Genomic DNA, 16,085 nt, shown 5'->3' with positions numbered 1-16,085 from the left:
TGGCGTGATTTTTGGTAAGCTCATACGAACCATGATTCAGCAGCCGCCATCAGCCATGACGCCACAAGATGGCTATCACTTTTCGGACCAGATCGGGCACCTGCTGCGACGCGTCTATCAAAGACATGCCGCGCTTTTCCAGCAGTACATTCCCGACTCTCAGCTTACGGCGGCGCAATTCGTGGTGCTGTGTTCTGTGCGTGACAACAAAGGCAGCTCGCTCGCCGATATCGTCAAGGCCACGGTGATCGATCAGGCCACCATACGCGGCGTGGTGGACCGGCTCAAGCAGCGCGAGCTGGTGCATGTGGAGCATGACCGCACGGACCGGCGCAAGGTCGTCATCAACCTGACCGAAGCCGGTCAGGATCTGGTGCACGACATGGAGCCCTTTGCCAAGCAGATCACCGAAAGCACCTACGGCAAGCTCAATCCCGCGGAGCGTCTGGCGCTGGATTTTCTGCTCAGAAAAATGCTGGAAGGCAGCGACTCCGAATGAGTTGCTGCAGCCCCCAAAAAAGCAAAGGCCAGAAGGAGCAATCCTTCTGGCCTTTTTGCTGAACCGACCGCTCAGACCGTCATCAATCCAGCGCCCGGTTGCGCGACTCCACGTCCACCGCCCAGATCGACAGCGCACCACCGACCAGCATCGCCGACAGCACGGCCAGGGCCATGGTGAAATGGGTGGCCATGAGGGGTGCGATGATGGCCGGGGCGAACAGGCCGCCGAAACGCGCCACAGCGCCTGCCATGCCCATGCCGCTGGCGCGCAGGTCGGTCGGGTAGACCTCGGGTGTGAAGGCATACAACGCACCCCAGGTACCCAGTAGCGAGAAGCTCATCAGCAGCGTCGATCCGATCACCACGAAGGGCGAGGAGCCCAGGCTGTAAAGCATGCAGCCCACGGCACTGAGCAGCAGAAAGCCGATAAGCGTAGGTTTGCGGCCCCAGCGCTCGACGCCATAGGCCGACAGCGCAAATCCGGGCAGTTGCACCAGCGCCAGCACCACCAGGAAGACCTGACCACGCATGAAGGCGAAGCCTTCGCTGCTGAGCTTGACGGGCAGATAGACAAAGACGCCGTAGTAGGCGATGGAGATCAGCGCCCATGCCAGGAACAGCGAGAAGCTGCGGCGGCGCAGATCCTGCGAGAACAGGGCGAAGAGAGACTTGCGCTCCTGCTTTTCAGGCTGCAGAGCCGGGATGTCGACCACGTTTCCGTTGACCTTGGCCACCCGTTGCAGCACCTTGCGCGCCTCTTCGGACTTGCCGTTACGGTTCAGGTACATGGGCGATTCAGGGATGTAGAAGCGCAGCACCACGCCGATCAGCGCCGGCAGTCCGGTCACGAAAAAGATCACGCGCCAGGCATCCTCGCCCCAATAAACGGCTACCAGCGCCAGGATGGCCAGGAAGATGGTGCCCACAGCCCAGAACGACTCCAACAGCACCAGCCAGCGGCCACGGCGGTCGCTTGGCAGGAACTCGGCCATCATGGTGTAGTCCACGGGCAGCGTTCCGCCCACGCCTATGCCAGTGATGAAGCGCAGCACCAGCAGCCAGGCGAACTCGGGTGCAAAGGCCGAAGCCACTCCCGCAAAGGCGTCGATCACCACGGCCATCATCAGCACCGGACGGCGGCCTATGCGGTCTGCCAGTCTGCCGAAGACGAAGGCACCGATCAGCATGCCGATGAAGAAGAAAGTGCCGGTCTGCAGCGCCTCGGGCACGGTCTTGCCGAAAGTCTTGGCAATGGACGGCGCACTGAAACCAATGGACAGCACCTGCATGGCGTCCGCCAGCCAGACCAGGCCGAAGATCACGAACAGCCGGTACTGAAACTTGCCCACACCCGCAGTCTGGATGCCTTTTTCCACTGAAATATATGTAGATGACATGCAGGGACTCCTTTTTTAGTCATCGCAATTGTTGAATCTGTCTTCTCGCAAGCACTGCCATTCGGCCTCGGCCTATTCGTGCAGTGCTTTCCACCCATCACACATCCAGAGCGAACCACTCCCTCGGCGCCATTTCCATGGACCGATGAAAAAGATTCCAGATGTCGGTATCTGCATCCAGGCGATGGGCACATTCCGTACGGTCGGCATAGCGATAGCACGTCCGTGGCTGTCCATCCCCTGTCCCCAGCATCAGATGTCCGGACCCGGCCCCTGGAGCGATTCCAGGGCAAGAGATCCATATCCGCGGCACCGCCCATGCCGCCGCCCGCCGCAGCCCCTAGGGCGCATGCGCCTGCACCTGCGCTCGCAGCCGCTTAATCGTCTTCGTATCGTCTGGCCAAGCTTTTTCCTCCGGTGCAAATCGTTGACGCAAATATCCGATCAGGTCCGCAATCTGCCTGTCGTCCAGGCTGTCCCTGAAGCCGGGCATATAGCCCAGCGCATCGTCGGCGGGTGTCTGGATGCCGTTCAGGATGACCTGGAGCAGGTTGTCCGGGCTTGCGGCATGCAGGTTGGTGTTCAGGGCCAGCAGAGGCTTGACGCCGAACAGCGTGGGCCCGCTGCCCGCCTCATGGCAGACCGCGCAGGCGTTCTGGTAGATGCGCTCACCGTTGACCTGGCGCACCATCTCCGGGGCCGGCGTGGCCACGGGGGCGGCCACCGTTGTAATCAGAGGAGCGACGGGCGCGGCCTGAGCCGGTGCGGCCTGAGCCGGTGCGGACTGCGCATCCTGTGCCGCCTGGCCCGGCAGTTCCATCAGATAGGTGGCCATGGCGCGCACATCGGCTTCCGGCAACTGGGCCAAGCCGTGAATGACGGGCGCCATGGGCCCCGCCGCCACGCCATGGCGGGCCGAGAAGCCCGTGCGCAGGTACTGGTACAGCTCTTCGCGGCTCCAGGGCAGCTTGCCGCCGGCCAGCTGGTTGAGCGCAGGGGCGCTCCAGCCTTCGGCCTCGCCGCCGCCCAGATAGCGGATGCCGCTCTTTTCGGCCCCCAGCGCATTGCGCGGCGAGTGACAGGCCGCACAGTGGCCCGCGCCTTCGACCAGATAGGCACCCCGGTTCCATTCGGCGCTGCGCGCGGGGTCGGCCTTGAAGGGCGTGGCGTCGTGGAACAGCAGATTCCAGCCGGCCATGGCCGGGCGCAGGTTGTAGGGAAAGGCCAGTTGCGTCTCGGGTGCCTTGGCCTTCACGGCGGGCTGGGACATCAGGTAGCCATACAGGGCCTGCAGGTCTCCATCGCTGAGCTTGGCAAAGGCCGTGTACGGGAATGCCGGATACAGCTGACGTCCATCCTGGTGGATGCCGTGGCGCATGGCGCGCTCGAAGGCCGCATAGGACCAGCGGCCGATACCTGTTTCGTTGTCGGGCGTGATGTTGGTGGAGTAGATGATGCCGAACGGCGTCTCCAGCCCCAAGCCTCCCGCATTGGAGGCACCGCCCGGCGCCGTATGACAGACCACACAGTCGCCCGCGGCAACCACCAGGCGGCCGCGCTCCAGGGCCTGGGGCGAATAAAGGGAGATATCTGGCCCGTCGGTCAGCGGCAGGGCCGGCTTCAGCGGCCAGGCCATGGCAGCCATGCCGGCAAGGCCCGCGGCGCCTGCAGCCAGCCAGCCCCAGCCACGGCCGGACTTGGCAACGGATGATTTGCCCGCGCCCTCGCCGGCCAGCGCCAGGCGCAGTTGTTCGGGCCGAAAGGGCACTTCGCGCAGGCGCACGCCCGTTGCTTGGTGAATGGCGTTGGCAATGGCGGCGGCGGCGGGCAGCGTGGCCACCCCGTCCAGCGCCAGACCACCCTGGCGGATGGGTCCGACATCGCCGCGCGCATGCTGCGCCAGATCGTTACCAGGCTTGGCCATCACATCGAAACCAGTAGCGGGAGCGACGGAACCAGTCCAGTCGTCGAAGGCAGGAGCCGTGCCCAGCAACCTGCGTGCATCGGCCAGCAACTGCGGGTCCTGCTGCACGATTTCGGGCCGCGTACTGGCCGCCTGGGCCGCATGTAGACTGCGACTGTCATGGCCGGCCACCACACGGGTCACCTCAATCTCGCCGGTGAGCGGATGCACGGCCACCTCGGCCACCCAGGCGCTCCAGGCATGCAGGTCGGCGCCCTGAGCATCCAGAGTCTGCAGCTGGGCAGTGGCAAAGCCTCGACCCAGCAGGCGGCCATCGGTGTCTTGCGGAATGTCGTCCTGCGGTGATACCTGCGCACGCTCGGCCACCTGCTGCGCGAGATCGCGCACCGGGCCTTCGGGCAAGTGCTGCAGGCGCCACTGCAGTGGGTCATGCCCCAGACCCAGGGCCTGCTCATGCCAATGGCTTTCACGGGCAAAGACTTGGGCGGCATTCAGATCGTCGACACCGGCATGCCGCAGGCTGGCCACCACCTTGCGCTCGCGCACTTCGCCGGCATCGAGCACGGTGGCCAGAGCGGCGGCTCGCGTCAAACCGGGCTGGCTCAGCAGGCGCGCCATGCTGGGGCGCACGGCCCAGGGGGAGTCGGACAGCAGCAGCTGGGGCTGCGGCGATGCAATGCCTTCATGGGCCTGCACCATCGTGCCGGCTTCGAGCGCCTGCGAATCCTGCGCATCCACACGCAGCACAAGCTCGCGGCTACTGCCGGCACCCGCAGCCCCGACCTCGCAGGCCACGCTGACGGGCCGGCCCACGGCATGGGACAGCAGGGCCGCATCGGCAGCCGCATCCATGAGGTCCAGCGGATGCACGCCGCCAGAGCCCAGGGCCGGCACGCTGAACAGCCGCAGCGCTGATTCCTGGCACTGCAGCAGCGCGACCAGTTCACGGCCGATCATCTGGCGTACGTCGGCTTCGCACTGCGGCAGCCAGAGGCTGACATGACCGTCCAGGCACCACGCAGCCACGCGTGCCGTGCCGGAACCTGCGCTCGCACCGGCCATGCGCCAGACATAGCGGCCGGTATCGATCGACTCGTGCGATTCCTGCAGTCCGGGAGCGTGAGAGACAGGGCGAGCCGACAAGGCCGCCTGCCCGTCCTTCCATACAGGTACTAGGCTAGCAAGCGCCTGCCGCGCATGGACGGGCGCCACGGCCACCACGCCCAGAAAATGCTCGCGCTGCACGGCGGCCACCACGCCGGCCATGGTCTGCGCCTGGTCCAGCCGCGCATGGGTGGGCACGCTGCCTTGGTAGCGCAGCCCGTCCCAGGCCGCGACAGGTGGGCGCAGCGCCAGGCCATGCAGCAGGTCGGAAGGCAGGACGGGGGTGTTGTCGACCGTGTTCATGGCTGGTCCCCGCCCGCGCTGGAAGATGGAACGCCGCAGGGCGCCTGCAGCGCGGCCCGTTCCGCACGCAGCTGCACGGCGCGCAGGGCCGCCTGCATGATTTCCACATGCGTGCCGCAGCGGCACAGGTTGTGGTGCAGCTCGTTGCGCAGCTCCTGCTCGGTGGGGTTCGGGTTGCGACGCAGCAAGGCCTCCACCGTCATGATCATGCCGTTGAGACAGTAGCCGCACTGAGCGGCCTGGCAGTCAATGAAGGCCTGCTGCGTGGGGCCCGGACACTGGCGCGATCCCAGGCCTTCCAGCGTGGTCACTTCTCGGCCCACAGCCGCCTTCACGGGAATCACGCAGGAACGCGCGGCCACACCGTCGATCAGCACCGTGCAGGCGCCGCACTCCCCCAGGCCGCAGCCGTATTTGGGCCCGTTCAGCTCCAGGTCATTGCGCAGCACATGCAGCAGCGCCGTCCCTGGCGCGGCCGGCACTTCGCATGCGCGTGCATTGACCTGCAGGAGGACGAGGTGAGAGGGACTGCTTGAATGAACTGGGATTCCCATGGGACGAGGCTCTTGCAACTGCGGTTCAGGATGTCGGTGTTCTGCTGCCAGACGGGAGAGGGATATCCATCCCCTGTCCGGCAGGGCAGCGAGTATCAGGCAGCGGCCTTGACCCTGGGTTCAACCAGGGGCACGTTGAACACGTCGTAGCCGAAGCACCAGGACGGATCTTCGTTGGTGCGCAGCCAGGTGTTGTCGTGCGAGATGCGCTGCACCTTGCTGGCGCGCTCGGCACGGTTGGCCTCATACAGCGCGAAGGCCAGCTCATGGTTGTGCGCTCCGACTTCCTTGAGGCAGCGCGCCAGCATGGCGCCGTCCTCGATGGCCATGGCCGCGCCCTGGGCCATGTGGGGCTTCATGGGATGGCAGGCATCACCCAGCAGCACCAGGCGACCACGGCTCCACAGCGGCAGCGGATCGCGCTCCAGCAGCGACCATTTGGTCACCTCCACGGTGGCGTCGATCAGCGCCTGCACCGTAGGGTGCCAGCCCGAGAAGGCCTCGCGCATTTCTTCCTTGCTGCTGGGCAGCCAGCGATCGTCGAGGTCCCACTTCTCGACCGGAACGCCGGTCACGTAGTACAGCTCATCGGCCTTGCCGGTGACGAAGTAGGTCATCATGTGGCGGTCATCGCTCCACCACTTCACGCAGGCGTCGAAGGGCAGCATGCCGGCCTTGACTTCGGGCGTGGGGAATACGGCGCGGTGGGCCAGGTAGCCGGCGTACTTGGGCAGCTCTGGGCCCAGCAGCTCTTCGCGGATGCGGGAGTTCACGCCATCGGCACCGATGACGATGTCGGCCTCTTCGGTCGTGCCATCGGCGAAGTGCATGAGCACCACGTTGCCCCGATCCTCCACCTTGGTCAGGAACTTGCCATAGACCATCACGCTGTCGGGCAAGGCCTCGATCAGCAGCGCATGAAAGTCGCCGCGGTGCACGGTGAGGTAGCTGGCACCGTATTCCTTGACGGCGTAGTCGCCCAGCGGGATCTGGGCCAGCACGTCGCCCGTCTGCCAGTGGCGGCTGTACCAGTAGTCTGGGTGGGAGCCCTGCTCGTTGAGCGCGTCCTCAATGCCGATGCGACGCAGGATCTTCATCACATTGGGACCGACGTGGATGCCGGCTCCCAGACGAGAGAAGCTGGGCGCCTGCTCATAGACGCGGACATTGAAGCCTTCCTGGAGCAGCAGCTTGGCAGCTGCAGCCCCGCCGAGACCGGCGCCGACAACGGCGATTCGAGGGGATTGAGACACAGTTTTTCTCCTTGCAGGAATGTTGAAAGCCAGACGGGGCAACCGTTGCTTCGGCGCGTCCATAAATGCTTGAGAGCAGGAAGCGTGCCAGGCAACAAAACACTTAATTCAGGTGTATGCACTTAAATTTCCAAAACCACGCATGCACCATGGAGCGGCAGAATAAATTGGAATTCAACATTTTTGGTGCAAATTTCGCACCAAATCAGTACAAACACCGAGAAAACTCTCAATTGCAAGTCGGCATATCTTTTGCAAGAATAAAGCGTACACACTCAGTTGATTCTGATCAGAAACCCTCGAAACTCTGCAAAGGCAAGTCATGACCCAAACGTTCCGCATCGGCCAGATCGTCCCCAGCTCCAACACCACCATGGAGACCGAAGTGCCGGCCATGCTGCAGGCCCATTCCACGCTGCGCCCCCAGGACCGCTTTACCTTCCACTCCAGCCGCATGCGCATGAAGAAAGTGGTGAAAGAAGAGCTGGCCGCCATGGATGCCGAGAGCGACCGCTGCGCGCTGGAACTCAGCGATGCGCGCGTGGATGTGCTGGGTTATGCCTGCCTCGTGGCCATCATGGCCATGGGCCACGGCTACCACCGCGTCTCGCAGGCCCGACTGACCGAGCGCACGGCCAGCAACGGCGCCACGGCGCCCGTGATCACCAGCGCGGGTGCGCTGGTGGAGGCGCTGAAGGTCATGGGTGCCAAGAAGATCGCCCTGGTCGCCCCCTACATGGTCCCCCTGACCGAGCTGGTCAAGAACTACATCGCCGCCGAAGGCTTCGAGGTGGTGGACTGGCGTGCGCTGGAAATCCCCGACAACCTCGACGTGGGCCGCCACGACCCCTCCAAACTGCCCGGCATCGTGGCGGGCATGAACTACGCCGACGCCGACGTGATCGTGCTGTCGGCCTGCGTGCAAATGCCCTCGCTGCCGGCCGTGGCCCAGGTCGAAGCCGAAACCGGCAAGCCCGTGCTGACCGCCTCCATCGCCACCACCTACGCCATCCTCAAGGAGCTGGGCCTCGACCCCGTGGTGCCGGGCGCAGGTGCGCTGCTATCGGGCGCCTACCCCTACGACACAGCGGCCAAGGCCTGAGGAGAAACCGCATGACCAGCACATTTCTCTACGGCGGCAACGTCCACTCCAACGGCATACGCCAGCACTATCTGCGCTACGGCGGCGCCGATGGAGAGCGCGCGCAGCGCGACGCCGTCATCCTGATCCCCGGCATCACCAGCCCGGCCGTGACATGGGGCTTCGTGGCCGAGCACCTGGGTCGTCAGTTCGACACCTATGTGCTGGACGTGCGCGGCCGTGGTTTGTCCTCGTCCGGCCCGGGTCTGGACTATGGACTCGATGCCCAGGCCGCCGACGTGACCGCCTTCGCCCAGGCACTGGGACTGCAGCGCTGGGCGTTGGTCGGCCACTCCATGGGCGGACGCATTGCCGTGCGTGCCGCGCGCAGCCAGCCGACCGGACTCACGCGCCTTGTCATCGTCGATCCGCCGGTGTCCGGCCCGGGCCGCCGCGCCTACCCGGCCGCCCTGCCCTGGTATGTGGACTCCATTCGCCAGGCCACGCAGGGCATGGACGCAGAAGCCATGCGCGCCTTCTGCCCCACCTGGACAGAAGAGCAGCGCCAGTTGCGTGCCCAATGGCTGCACACCTGCCATGAGCCCGCCATCGTGCAGAGCTTCGAGGACTTCGGCCGCGACGATATCCATGCCGACCTGCCCCGCATCCAGCACCCGCTGCTGCTGATCACGGCCGAGCGCGGCGACGTGGTACGCGGCGAGGACGTGGCTGAGTGGCAGGGCCTGGCACCCCAGACCGAGCACGTGCGCGTGCCCGGTGCCGGCCACATGATTCCCTGGGACAACGAGGCCGGGTTCTATGAGGCCCTGGGCGATTTCCTGGGTGCACGGGTGAACTGAATGCCCGCTCGCCGCCTCTCCCCTTTCATCGCGACACCAAGGAGCCGACCATGTCCGTCAGCGATATCGATCTGATCCACGCCTGGAAGCAGGTGCTTACGCTGTCCCGTCTCGAAGCCGGCCAGACCGTCACCGTGCTCACAGGCGCCGACACACACCCGCAGACGCTGCGCTGCGCCATCGCCGCCTCCAGTGAGATGGGCGCGCGCGTCAATCGCCTGGACCTGCCGCCCGTCAACGCCGAAAAATCCCTGAGCCGCGACTCTCTGGCCTACCTGGGCACAACGCCGCTGACCGGCAACCCGGCCGCCATCGCCGCGCTCAAGGCCAGCGATCTGGTGCTGGACCTGATGACCCTGCTGTTCTCACCCGAGCAGCACGAGATCCTGCAGGCCGGCACCAAGATTCTGCTGGCCGTGGAGCCGCCCGAGGTGCTGTGCCGCCTGGTGCCCACCGAGGCCGACCGCGCGCGCGTGCAGGCCGCATCCAAGCGCATCGAGGCCGCCGGGCAGATGCACATCACCTCGGCCGCCGGCACCGATCTGCGCTGCCAGCTCGGTGACTTCCCGGCCATCTGCGAATACGGCTTCGTGGACCAGCCCGGCCGCTGGGACCACTGGCCCAGCGGCTTCGTGCTGACCTGGCCCGACGAGGGCCAAAGCAACGGCCGCGTGGTGCTGGACCGGGGCGACATCCTTCTGCCCATGAAGGACTACGTGACAGAGCCCATCGAACTCGTCATCGAAAAAGGCTATGTCACGCGCATCAGCGGCGGCCTGCAGGCAGACATCCTCAAGGAATACATGGCCTCCTACGAGGACCCCGAGGCCTATGCCGTCTCGCACATCGGCTGGGGCCTGCAGCCACGCGCCCACTGGTCCATGCTGGCCCACTACAACAAGGAAACCCACATCGGCATGGACGCACGTGCCTTCGAGGGCAACTTCCTGTGGTCCATGGGCCCCAACAACGAAGCGGGCGGCAGCCGCACCACGGCCTGCCATATCGACATTCCCATGCGCCACTGCACGGTGACCCTGGACGGCAAGCCCACGGTCATTCACGGTGTGGTGCAGGACGAGGAAGGACTGGCGCGCGCAGCACGCCGAAAGGACATCGCATGAAAGACACCAGCCAGCAAAGCATCCCCACCGAGGGCGTGCAGGGCGACATCTCCGCCTACGCGCGCCAGGGTTTCGGCACGCCGCTGCCGCTCAAGGCCCCCTTCGGCCTGCTCATCATCGACTTCGTCAACGGCTTTGCCGACCCGGCCGTATTCGGTGGCGGCAACATCCCCGAAGCCATCGCCCAGACGCGGCTGCTGCTGGCCCATGCCCGCGCGCGCGGCTGGCCCGTGGCGCACAGCCGCATCGTGTTCTCAGACGACGATGCCGACAGCAACATCTTCTGCCTGAAGGTGCCTGGCATGCTGACCCTGAAGGAAGACAGCCACCACAGCGCGATCGTGCCCGAACTGGCCCCGGCCGCCGGGGAGTATGTGGTGCGCAAGAGTACGCCTTCGGCCTTCTTCGGCACCATGCTCGCGCCCTGGCTGGCCCAGCGAGGCGTGCAGACCCTGGTGGTGGCCGGCTGCGTGACCAGCGGCTGCGTGCGTGCCAGCGTGGTCGATGCCATGCAGTCGGGCTTTCGCCCGCTGGTGGTGGCCGACTGCTGCGGCGACCGCGCCCTGGGCCCGCACGATGCCAACCTGTTCGACATGGCCCAGAAGTACGCGGCCGTGATGCCGCTGAGCCAAGCCATCGCTGATACGGATGGATTGACCCCCTGAGCGGCTTCGCCGCTTCCCGTTGCACGGCGCCCCAAGGAGGTCGACTCCCTCGGTGCGGGATGGCGCGGCCAGCGTACGCCCTTCCTTGGCGCCTCTCGCTTTGGCACTACTGCCAGATCGTGCGCGGTCATCCCCGCTGACACCATGGAATGGCAAGCCGATCTACAACGTGGCTGCCGGCTCGCCAAACCTGTCCTACATTCGCTCTCATGAACCTGCCCCAGCCCCAAGCCCTGCACGCACAGCTGCTCGCGCGCGCCGACACCCTGCTCGTGGTGCGCCAGCCGGTGGCGCCGCCACCGCCCGCGCCCGGCCAGCCTGGCACGGCCACCGACTACGTGCAGTCCACGCCAGAAATCTTCGTCGCCGTGCTGGCCGACGAAGCCGCGCCGCAGGGCTGGCGCACCCTGGCCTTCAACGGCCATGTGGACCTGGGCACGGGCATACGCACGGCGCTGGCGCAGATCGTGGCCGAAGAACTGGAAGTGCCACTGGACCGCCTGGAAATGGTGCTGGGCCACACGGCCGCCGCCCCCAACCAGGGGCCGACCATTGCCAGCGCCAGCATCCAGATCTCGGCCGTTCCGCTGCGACGCGCCGCCGCCCAGGCGCGCGAGCAGTTGCTGGCGCTGGCCGCGCAGCAATGGAACGCGAGGGCGGACCAACTCCGGGCAAGCGACGGCATTGTGCGCTTTGCCGACGGCAGCGATGCCCGCCAGATCGGCTATGGCGAGCTGCTGCGAGGCCAGCAACTGCAGCTGCAACTGGCGCCACCCGAGCAGGAGGTGAAGCTCAAGCCTGCCAGCGACTACCGACTGGTGGGACGGGGAGCGGCGCGTGTGGACATTCCCGCCAAGGCCACGGGCGAGCTCAGCTTTGTCCACGATGTGCGCGTGCCGGGCATGCGCCATGGCCGCGTGATCCGCCCGCCGCATCCGGGCCGCGACGGCGGCGACTTCATCGGCCGCTGCCTGATGGCTGTAGAACGCGACTCCGTGGCCCACCTGCCCGGCAATGTGCAGGTCGTCATCGAAGGGGATTTCGTCGGCGTGGTCGCAGACCGCGAGGAACAGGCCATTGCCGCCATGCGCGCGCTGCGTGTGCAGTGGAAGGCCGCGCCGGCCGCGCCTGATCTGTCCGACCTGTCTGCAGCCATCCGCGCCAATCCCGCCCAGCACCGTGCCCTGGTCGATCAAGGCCTCGTGGATGACGCCTTCGCCGGTGCAGCCAGCGTGCTGCGCCGCAGCTATGTCTGGCCCTACCAGATGCATGCCTCGATTGGCCCGTCCTGTGCAGTGGCGGATTTCAGCGAGGGCCGGCTCAAGCTCTGGGCCGGCACACAGAACCCCCACATGCTGCGCACCGACCTGGACCGCCTGCTGCAACTGGGCGAAGAGCGCATCGAGATCGTGCGCCTGGAAGCCGCAGGCTGCTATGGACGGAACTGCGCCGACGATGTCTGCGCCGACGCCGCACTGATGTCCATGGCCGTGGGCGCCCCCGTGCGCGTGCAACTCACGCGCGAGCAGGAGCACCAGTGGGAGCCCAAGGGCACCGCCCAGCTCATGGACGTGAGCGCGGCCATCGACACCCGGGGAGAGCTGCTGGCCTACGACTTTGCCGTGCGCTACCCCTCCAACGACGCGCCACTGCTGGCCCTGCTGCTCACGGGCCGCATACCGGGGCAGCCGCGCACGCTGGAGATGGGCGACCGCACGGCCGTCCCTCCTTACCGCTATGGCAGCCAGCGCATCGCCTGTCACGACATGGCACCCATCGTACGTTCGTCATGGCTGCGCGGCGTCTCGGCCCTGCCCAACTCCTTTGCCCACGACTGCATGATCGACGAGCTGGCCCATGCCGCCGATGCAGACCCTGTTGACTACCGCGTTCGCAACCTTGATGACCCGCGCGCCGTCGAGCTGATCGAAGCCACGGCACGCCACGCTGGCTGGCAGCGAAATCAAGCGGGAAGCCGGGGCCGCCCTGGCGCCGACGGTCTGCTGCACGGGCGCGGCGTAGCCTATGCGCGCTACATACACAGCCGCTTTCCCGGCTTTGGCGCAGCCTGGGCCGCCTGGGTCATCGACATCACTGTGGACCCCGCCAGCGGACGCATCGTCGTGCAACGCCTGGTCGTGGGCCAGGACACGGGAATGATGGTCAACCCCGATGGCGTGCGCCACCAGATCCACGGCAACGTCATACAAACGCTGAGCCGCAGCCTGATGGAAAAGGTGGCTTTCAACGACCATGGCGTAGCCAGCCGCGAATGGGGCGGCTACCCCATCATCGGCTTCCGCGATCTGCCGCCCATCGAAGTCGTGCTGATGCCCCGCCAGGAGGAGCCGCCCATGGGCGCGGGCGAATCGGCCTCGGTACCAGGGCCCGCCGCCCTGGCCAATGCCTTGTTCGATGCCACGGGCCGGCGGTTCTATGCAGCCCCGTTCACACCGGATGCGGTGCGTGCCGCGCTGCATGCCACCCCCTAACGCGGGCAGGACCGGCCCGCCTGACCACGCTCACTCCTTCAGCGCACCCGCATGCCGCAGGCACTGCACGCGCCACTCGTCATCGTCCTGCAGCTCCAGCGCGGCCAACAGAGCCCGCGTGGGCGCCATGCCCTGCTGAGTCATGAAGCCTATAGGCGTGACCAGCTCGGGCGATCGCAGCGGCCGTGCAATCAGGCCCGGCATGTGGCGCACCGTGGCCACCATGGCGCCTGGCAGCACCGTGACCATGGCACCCCCGTCACCGGGGATGCTTTCGGCCACGGCCGTGACCAGGCTCAGCACCGAATTCGTTTCCATGGCGGGCTGGACTTCGCGCTGCACGGCGGCGAAGGCCTCGTCGATCACCTTGCGGTTGTGCATGTCGGGCGTGAGCAGACACAGCGGCAGGGCTGCCACCTCGCTCCAGGCGATGTCGGCCCCAAAAGCAAAGGGGCGGCTGTCGCACTGCGCATCCCGGCACAGCAGATAGTAGTGCTCCTGGTACTGCAGCCAGGACTGCAGGCGCGGGCCACGCTGCGGCAGTCTGGCGCTGTAGCCCAGAGCCAGGTCCAGGGACAAATCCTCGAGCCCGGTTTCTATCTCGGCCGAACTCATGGACAGCACCACGGGCATGATGCCGGGATGCCGCTGGCGCAGCATGGCTGCGAAGCGCGTGAGCATGGGCATAGCCGTGGGCACGGCAGCCATGCGCAGCTGGCCGCGCAGCGCTCCTGCTGAAACACTCAGCTCCTGGCGCAAACCTTCTTCCGCGCGCAGCATGGCCAGAGCCGTCGCCAGCACCTGCCCGCCCTCAGGCGTGAAACCGGCAAACGACCGCCCCCTGCGCACGATGACGGCACCGAACTCGTCCTCCAGCGCCTTGAGCGCATTGGACAGTGCAGGCTGCGTGATATGGCAGGCCTGCGCCGCCCTTGCGAAATGGCGATGCTCGTTGAGCGCCACCAGATAACGCATGGAGGTCAGAAGGTTCATCAGGTATTGCTGCTGACCGTGATCGTGGGGAACTTGCTGGAGAAGTCCTTGGCCTTGAGAGCCACCTTCACGGCCAGATCGCGCGCCACCTTCTTGTAGACCTGGGCGGCTTCGCTCTCGGGCTCGGCCACCACCGTGGGCTTGCCGCTGTCGGCCTGCAGGCGGATCTGCAGCGACAGGGGCAGCGCCCCCAGATAGTCGATGTTCTGCTCGCCGGCCATCTTCTTGCCGCCGTCGGCGCCAAAGATATGTTCGACATGACCGCAATTGGTGCAGACATGGGCCGCCATGTTTTCGACCAGGCCGAGAATCGGCACGCCGACCTTCTCGAACATCTGAATGCCCTTCTTGGCATCGATCAGGGCGATGTCCTGGGGCGTGGTCACCACCACGGCACCCGTCATGGGCACGCGCTGGGACAGCGTCAGCTGGATGTCACCGGTTCCAGGCGGCATGTCGACCAGCAGATAGTCCAGATCCTTCCAGTTGGTCTGGCGCAGCATCTGCTCCAGCGCCTGGGTGGCCATAGGGCCGCGCCAGATCATGGCCTGGTCGTTGTTGACCAGCAGACCGATGGACATGACCTGCACGCCATGGTTTTCCAGCGGCTCCATGGTCTTGCCGTCATGGCTTTCGGGCTTGCCAGAAACGCCCATCATCATGGGCTGGCTGGGGCCGTAGATGTCGGCGTCCAGAATGCCCACGCGGGCACCTTCGGCGGCCAGTGCCAGTGCCAGATTGGCCGTGGTCGTGCTCTTGCCCACGCCGCCCTTGCCGGACGAGATGGCGATGATGTTCTTCACGCCGGGCAGCAGCTGCACGCCACGCTGCACGGCATGCGAGGCCACCTTGGTGAAGATGTTGACCGAGACATTGCCCACGCCGGCCACCGTCCTGGCCGCAGCGATGAACTGGCTGCGCAGCGCAGGATGCAGGCTGCTGGCGGGATAGCCCATCTCCACGTCGAACGAGACGTCATCACCGGCAATCTGCAGATTGCGCAGGGCGCGCGTGCTCACAAAGTCCTTGCCAGTGTGCGGATCAAGCACCGTGGCCAGCGCGCTCAGAAGCGCTTGTTCTGTAACAGCCATTGGATTTAGTTTTCCAGAGGTTTCTTCAATGGCGGATAGTCTAGCGAAGCTGTCCAACCCCTGTGCACAGGAGACAATGCAGCCCTTTGCCCAAGATTTGAGAGACAAGCCGTGAAACTGAAGATGGCCGAAAATTCCCTGTTCGCAGTCCTGATGCGCTCGCGCTGGTGGATCAGCTTTGCGATCTGCGCTGCGGTGGTGCTGGTGTCGCTGGCGGTGTTCCCCAAGGACATCTCGCCCTTTGCAGCCCTGGGCGCCTTCCCGTTCTTCATCGTGGGCTGCATCGCCTGCTACAGGCAGCTGCGAGCCCCCAGCCCGGCCAGGCTGGAACAGATCCAGCAGGTGATTGCCGAGCAATCCTGGGCCGACTTCAGTGCCCAGCTGCAGACGGCCTGGCAAGCCGAAGGCTATGAGATTCAGCGCCTGAGCCAGGCCGGGGCCGACCTGCTGCTGACACGCAACGGCCAGACCAGCGTGGTCGGCGCGCGCCGCTGGAAAGCCGCAGCCCATGGCGTGGAGCCGCTGCGCGAGCTGCAGGCAGCGCAAGCCCGGCTGAAAGCCGACCTTGGCGTTTACGTGGCTCTGCAGCCACTGGGCGAGAATGCCGCCAGCTGGGCCGCGCAGCATCAGCTGGTGGTGCTGGATGCCAAGTCCATCGCCACGCTGATCGCCAAGAACCAGAAAAAGAGCTGAGACCCACCGCAGGCCCTCATCGGGGCCGCGCAGCCCCCGCACCTACCGCC

Annotated in this window: 13 protein-coding genes; 7 read left to right on the top strand and 6 right to left on the bottom strand. The window is 65.9% G+C overall.

Annotated elements, in window-relative coordinates; all coding sequences use genetic code 11:
• Window positions 1-55 precede the first annotated feature (55 nt).
• Complete coding sequence (locus ACLBXN_RS22565; RefSeq protein WP_043006241.1) at window positions 56-499, top strand: MarR family winged helix-turn-helix transcriptional regulator; 444 nt, start codon at window positions 56-58, stop codon at window positions 497-499.
• 82 nt (window positions 500-581) lie between these two features.
• Here the strand turns inward: ACLBXN_RS22565 and ACLBXN_RS22560 are convergent, their stop codons facing one another.
• The 4 genes from ACLBXN_RS22560 to ACLBXN_RS22545 form a co-directional block, all read right to left on the bottom strand.
• Window positions 582-1,898 (bottom strand): MFS transporter, encoded by a 1,317-nt coding sequence (locus ACLBXN_RS22560; RefSeq protein ID WP_447613631.1) that lies wholly within the window; start codon window positions 1,896-1,898, stop codon window positions 582-584.
• A 340-nt stretch (window positions 1,899-2,238) separates the two neighbouring features.
• Complete coding sequence (locus ACLBXN_RS22555) at window positions 2,239-5,229, bottom strand: c-type cytochrome (RefSeq protein ID WP_447613630.1); 2,991 nt, start codon at window positions 5,227-5,229, stop codon at window positions 2,239-2,241.
• The gene (locus ACLBXN_RS22550) at window positions 5,226-5,783 is read right to left on the bottom strand and encodes a (2Fe-2S)-binding protein (protein WP_249334103.1); all 558 of its coding nucleotides are present in this window, start codon (window positions 5,781-5,783) and stop codon (window positions 5,226-5,228) included. Before ACLBXN_RS22550 ends, ACLBXN_RS22555 begins: the two co-directional genes overlap by 4 nt.
• Window positions 5,784-5,878: 95 nt before the next feature.
• Entirely contained in the window at window positions 5,879-7,036 is a 1,158-nt protein-coding gene (locus ACLBXN_RS22545; protein ID WP_447613629.1) for an FAD-dependent monooxygenase, read from the bottom strand.
• 322 nt (window positions 7,037-7,358) lie between these two features.
• Here ACLBXN_RS22545 and ACLBXN_RS22540 point away from each other — a divergent pair, with 322 nt between their 5' ends.
• The 5 genes from ACLBXN_RS22540 (at window position 7,359) to ACLBXN_RS22520 (ending at window position 13,258) form a co-directional block, all read left to right on the top strand.
• Window positions 7,359-8,138 carry a maleate cis-trans isomerase family protein gene (locus ACLBXN_RS22540; protein WP_167004976.1) on the top strand — a complete coding sequence of 260 codons (780 nt, stop codon included), beginning with the start codon at window positions 7,359-7,361 and terminating at the stop codon, window positions 8,136-8,138.
• A gap of 11 nt (window positions 8,139-8,149) precedes the next feature.
• Complete coding sequence (locus tag ACLBXN_RS22535) at window positions 8,150-8,977, top strand: alpha/beta fold hydrolase (RefSeq protein WP_447613628.1); 828 nt, start codon at window positions 8,150-8,152, stop codon at window positions 8,975-8,977.
• Between the two features lie 50 nt (window positions 8,978-9,027).
• The gene (locus ACLBXN_RS22530) at window positions 9,028-10,101 is read left to right on the top strand and encodes a 2,5-dihydroxypyridine 5,6-dioxygenase (RefSeq protein ID WP_447613627.1); all 1,074 of its coding nucleotides are present in this window, start codon (window positions 9,028-9,030) and stop codon (window positions 10,099-10,101) included.
• Window positions 10,098-10,766, top strand: coding sequence for an N-carbamoylsarcosine amidohydrolase (locus ACLBXN_RS22525; protein WP_447613626.1), 669 nt, complete (start codon window positions 10,098-10,100; stop codon window positions 10,764-10,766). The genes ACLBXN_RS22530 and ACLBXN_RS22525 overlap by 4 nt, the downstream gene beginning before the upstream one ends.
• A 209-nt stretch (window positions 10,767-10,975) precedes the next feature.
• Window positions 10,976-13,258 (top strand): molybdopterin cofactor-binding domain-containing protein, encoded by a 2,283-nt coding sequence (locus tag ACLBXN_RS22520; protein ID WP_447613625.1) that lies wholly within the window; start codon window positions 10,976-10,978, stop codon window positions 13,256-13,258.
• Window positions 13,259-13,288: 30 nt separating this feature from the next.
• Here ACLBXN_RS22520 and ACLBXN_RS22515 read toward each other — a convergent pair whose 3' ends face one another.
• Both ACLBXN_RS22515 and apbC read right to left on the bottom strand, forming a co-directional pair.
• Window positions 13,289-14,251, bottom strand: coding sequence for a LysR family transcriptional regulator (locus ACLBXN_RS22515; RefSeq protein ID WP_447613624.1), 963 nt, complete (start codon window positions 14,249-14,251; stop codon window positions 13,289-13,291).
• Window positions 14,251-15,342, bottom strand: a complete 1,092-nt coding sequence (apbC, locus tag ACLBXN_RS22510) for an iron-sulfur cluster carrier protein ApbC (protein WP_003051981.1) — start codon at window positions 15,340-15,342, stop codon at window positions 14,251-14,253. The genes ACLBXN_RS22515 and apbC overlap by 1 nt, the downstream gene beginning before the upstream one ends.
• 123 nt (window positions 15,343-15,465) lie before the next feature.
• Between apbC and ACLBXN_RS22505 the strand changes: the two genes are divergently transcribed.
• On the top strand, window positions 15,466-16,035 hold the full coding sequence (locus tag ACLBXN_RS22505; protein WP_447613678.1) for a restriction endonuclease: 570 nt from the start codon (window positions 15,466-15,468) through the stop codon (window positions 16,033-16,035).
• Window positions 16,036-16,085: the final 50 nt, after the last annotated feature.

Source organism: Comamonas sp. C24C (assembly GCF_053345995.1).
The sequence above is the reverse complement of the archived record's forward strand: the minus strand, read 5'-3'. Positions and strand labels throughout refer to the sequence as shown.

Excerpts from the sequence above, each read along its gene's own strand:
- ACLBXN_RS22565 (WP_043006241.1), top strand. The coding sequence starts at position 56 with ATGACGCCACAAGATGGCTATCACTTTTCGGACCAGATCGGGCACCTG.
- ACLBXN_RS22560 (WP_447613631.1), bottom strand. The coding sequence starts at position 1,898 with ATGTCATCTACATATATTTCAGTGGAAAAAGGCATCCAGACTGCGGGT.
- ACLBXN_RS22555 (WP_447613630.1), bottom strand. The coding sequence starts at position 5,229 with ATGAACACGGTCGACAACACCCCCGTCCTGCCTTCCGACCTGCTGCAT.
- ACLBXN_RS22550 (WP_249334103.1), bottom strand. The coding sequence starts at position 5,783 with ATGGGAATCCCAGTTCATTCAAGCAGTCCCTCTCACCTCGTCCTCCTG.
- ACLBXN_RS22540 (WP_167004976.1), top strand. The coding sequence starts at position 7,359 with ATGACCCAAACGTTCCGCATCGGCCAGATCGTCCCCAGCTCCAACACC.
- ACLBXN_RS22535 (WP_447613628.1), top strand. The coding sequence starts at position 8,150 with ATGACCAGCACATTTCTCTACGGCGGCAACGTCCACTCCAACGGCATA.
- ACLBXN_RS22530 (WP_447613627.1), top strand. The coding sequence starts at position 9,028 with ATGTCCGTCAGCGATATCGATCTGATCCACGCCTGGAAGCAGGTGCTT.
- ACLBXN_RS22525 (WP_447613626.1), top strand. The coding sequence starts at position 10,098 with ATGAAAGACACCAGCCAGCAAAGCATCCCCACCGAGGGCGTGCAGGGC.
- ACLBXN_RS22520 (WP_447613625.1), top strand. The coding sequence starts at position 10,976 with ATGAACCTGCCCCAGCCCCAAGCCCTGCACGCACAGCTGCTCGCGCGC.
- ACLBXN_RS22515 (WP_447613624.1), bottom strand. The coding sequence starts at position 14,251 with ATGAACCTTCTGACCTCCATGCGTTATCTGGTGGCGCTCAACGAGCAT.
- apbC (WP_003051981.1), bottom strand. The coding sequence starts at position 15,342 with ATGGCTGTTACAGAACAAGCGCTTCTGAGCGCGCTGGCCACGGTGCTT.
- ACLBXN_RS22505 (WP_447613678.1), top strand. The coding sequence starts at position 15,466 with ATGGCCGAAAATTCCCTGTTCGCAGTCCTGATGCGCTCGCGCTGGTGG.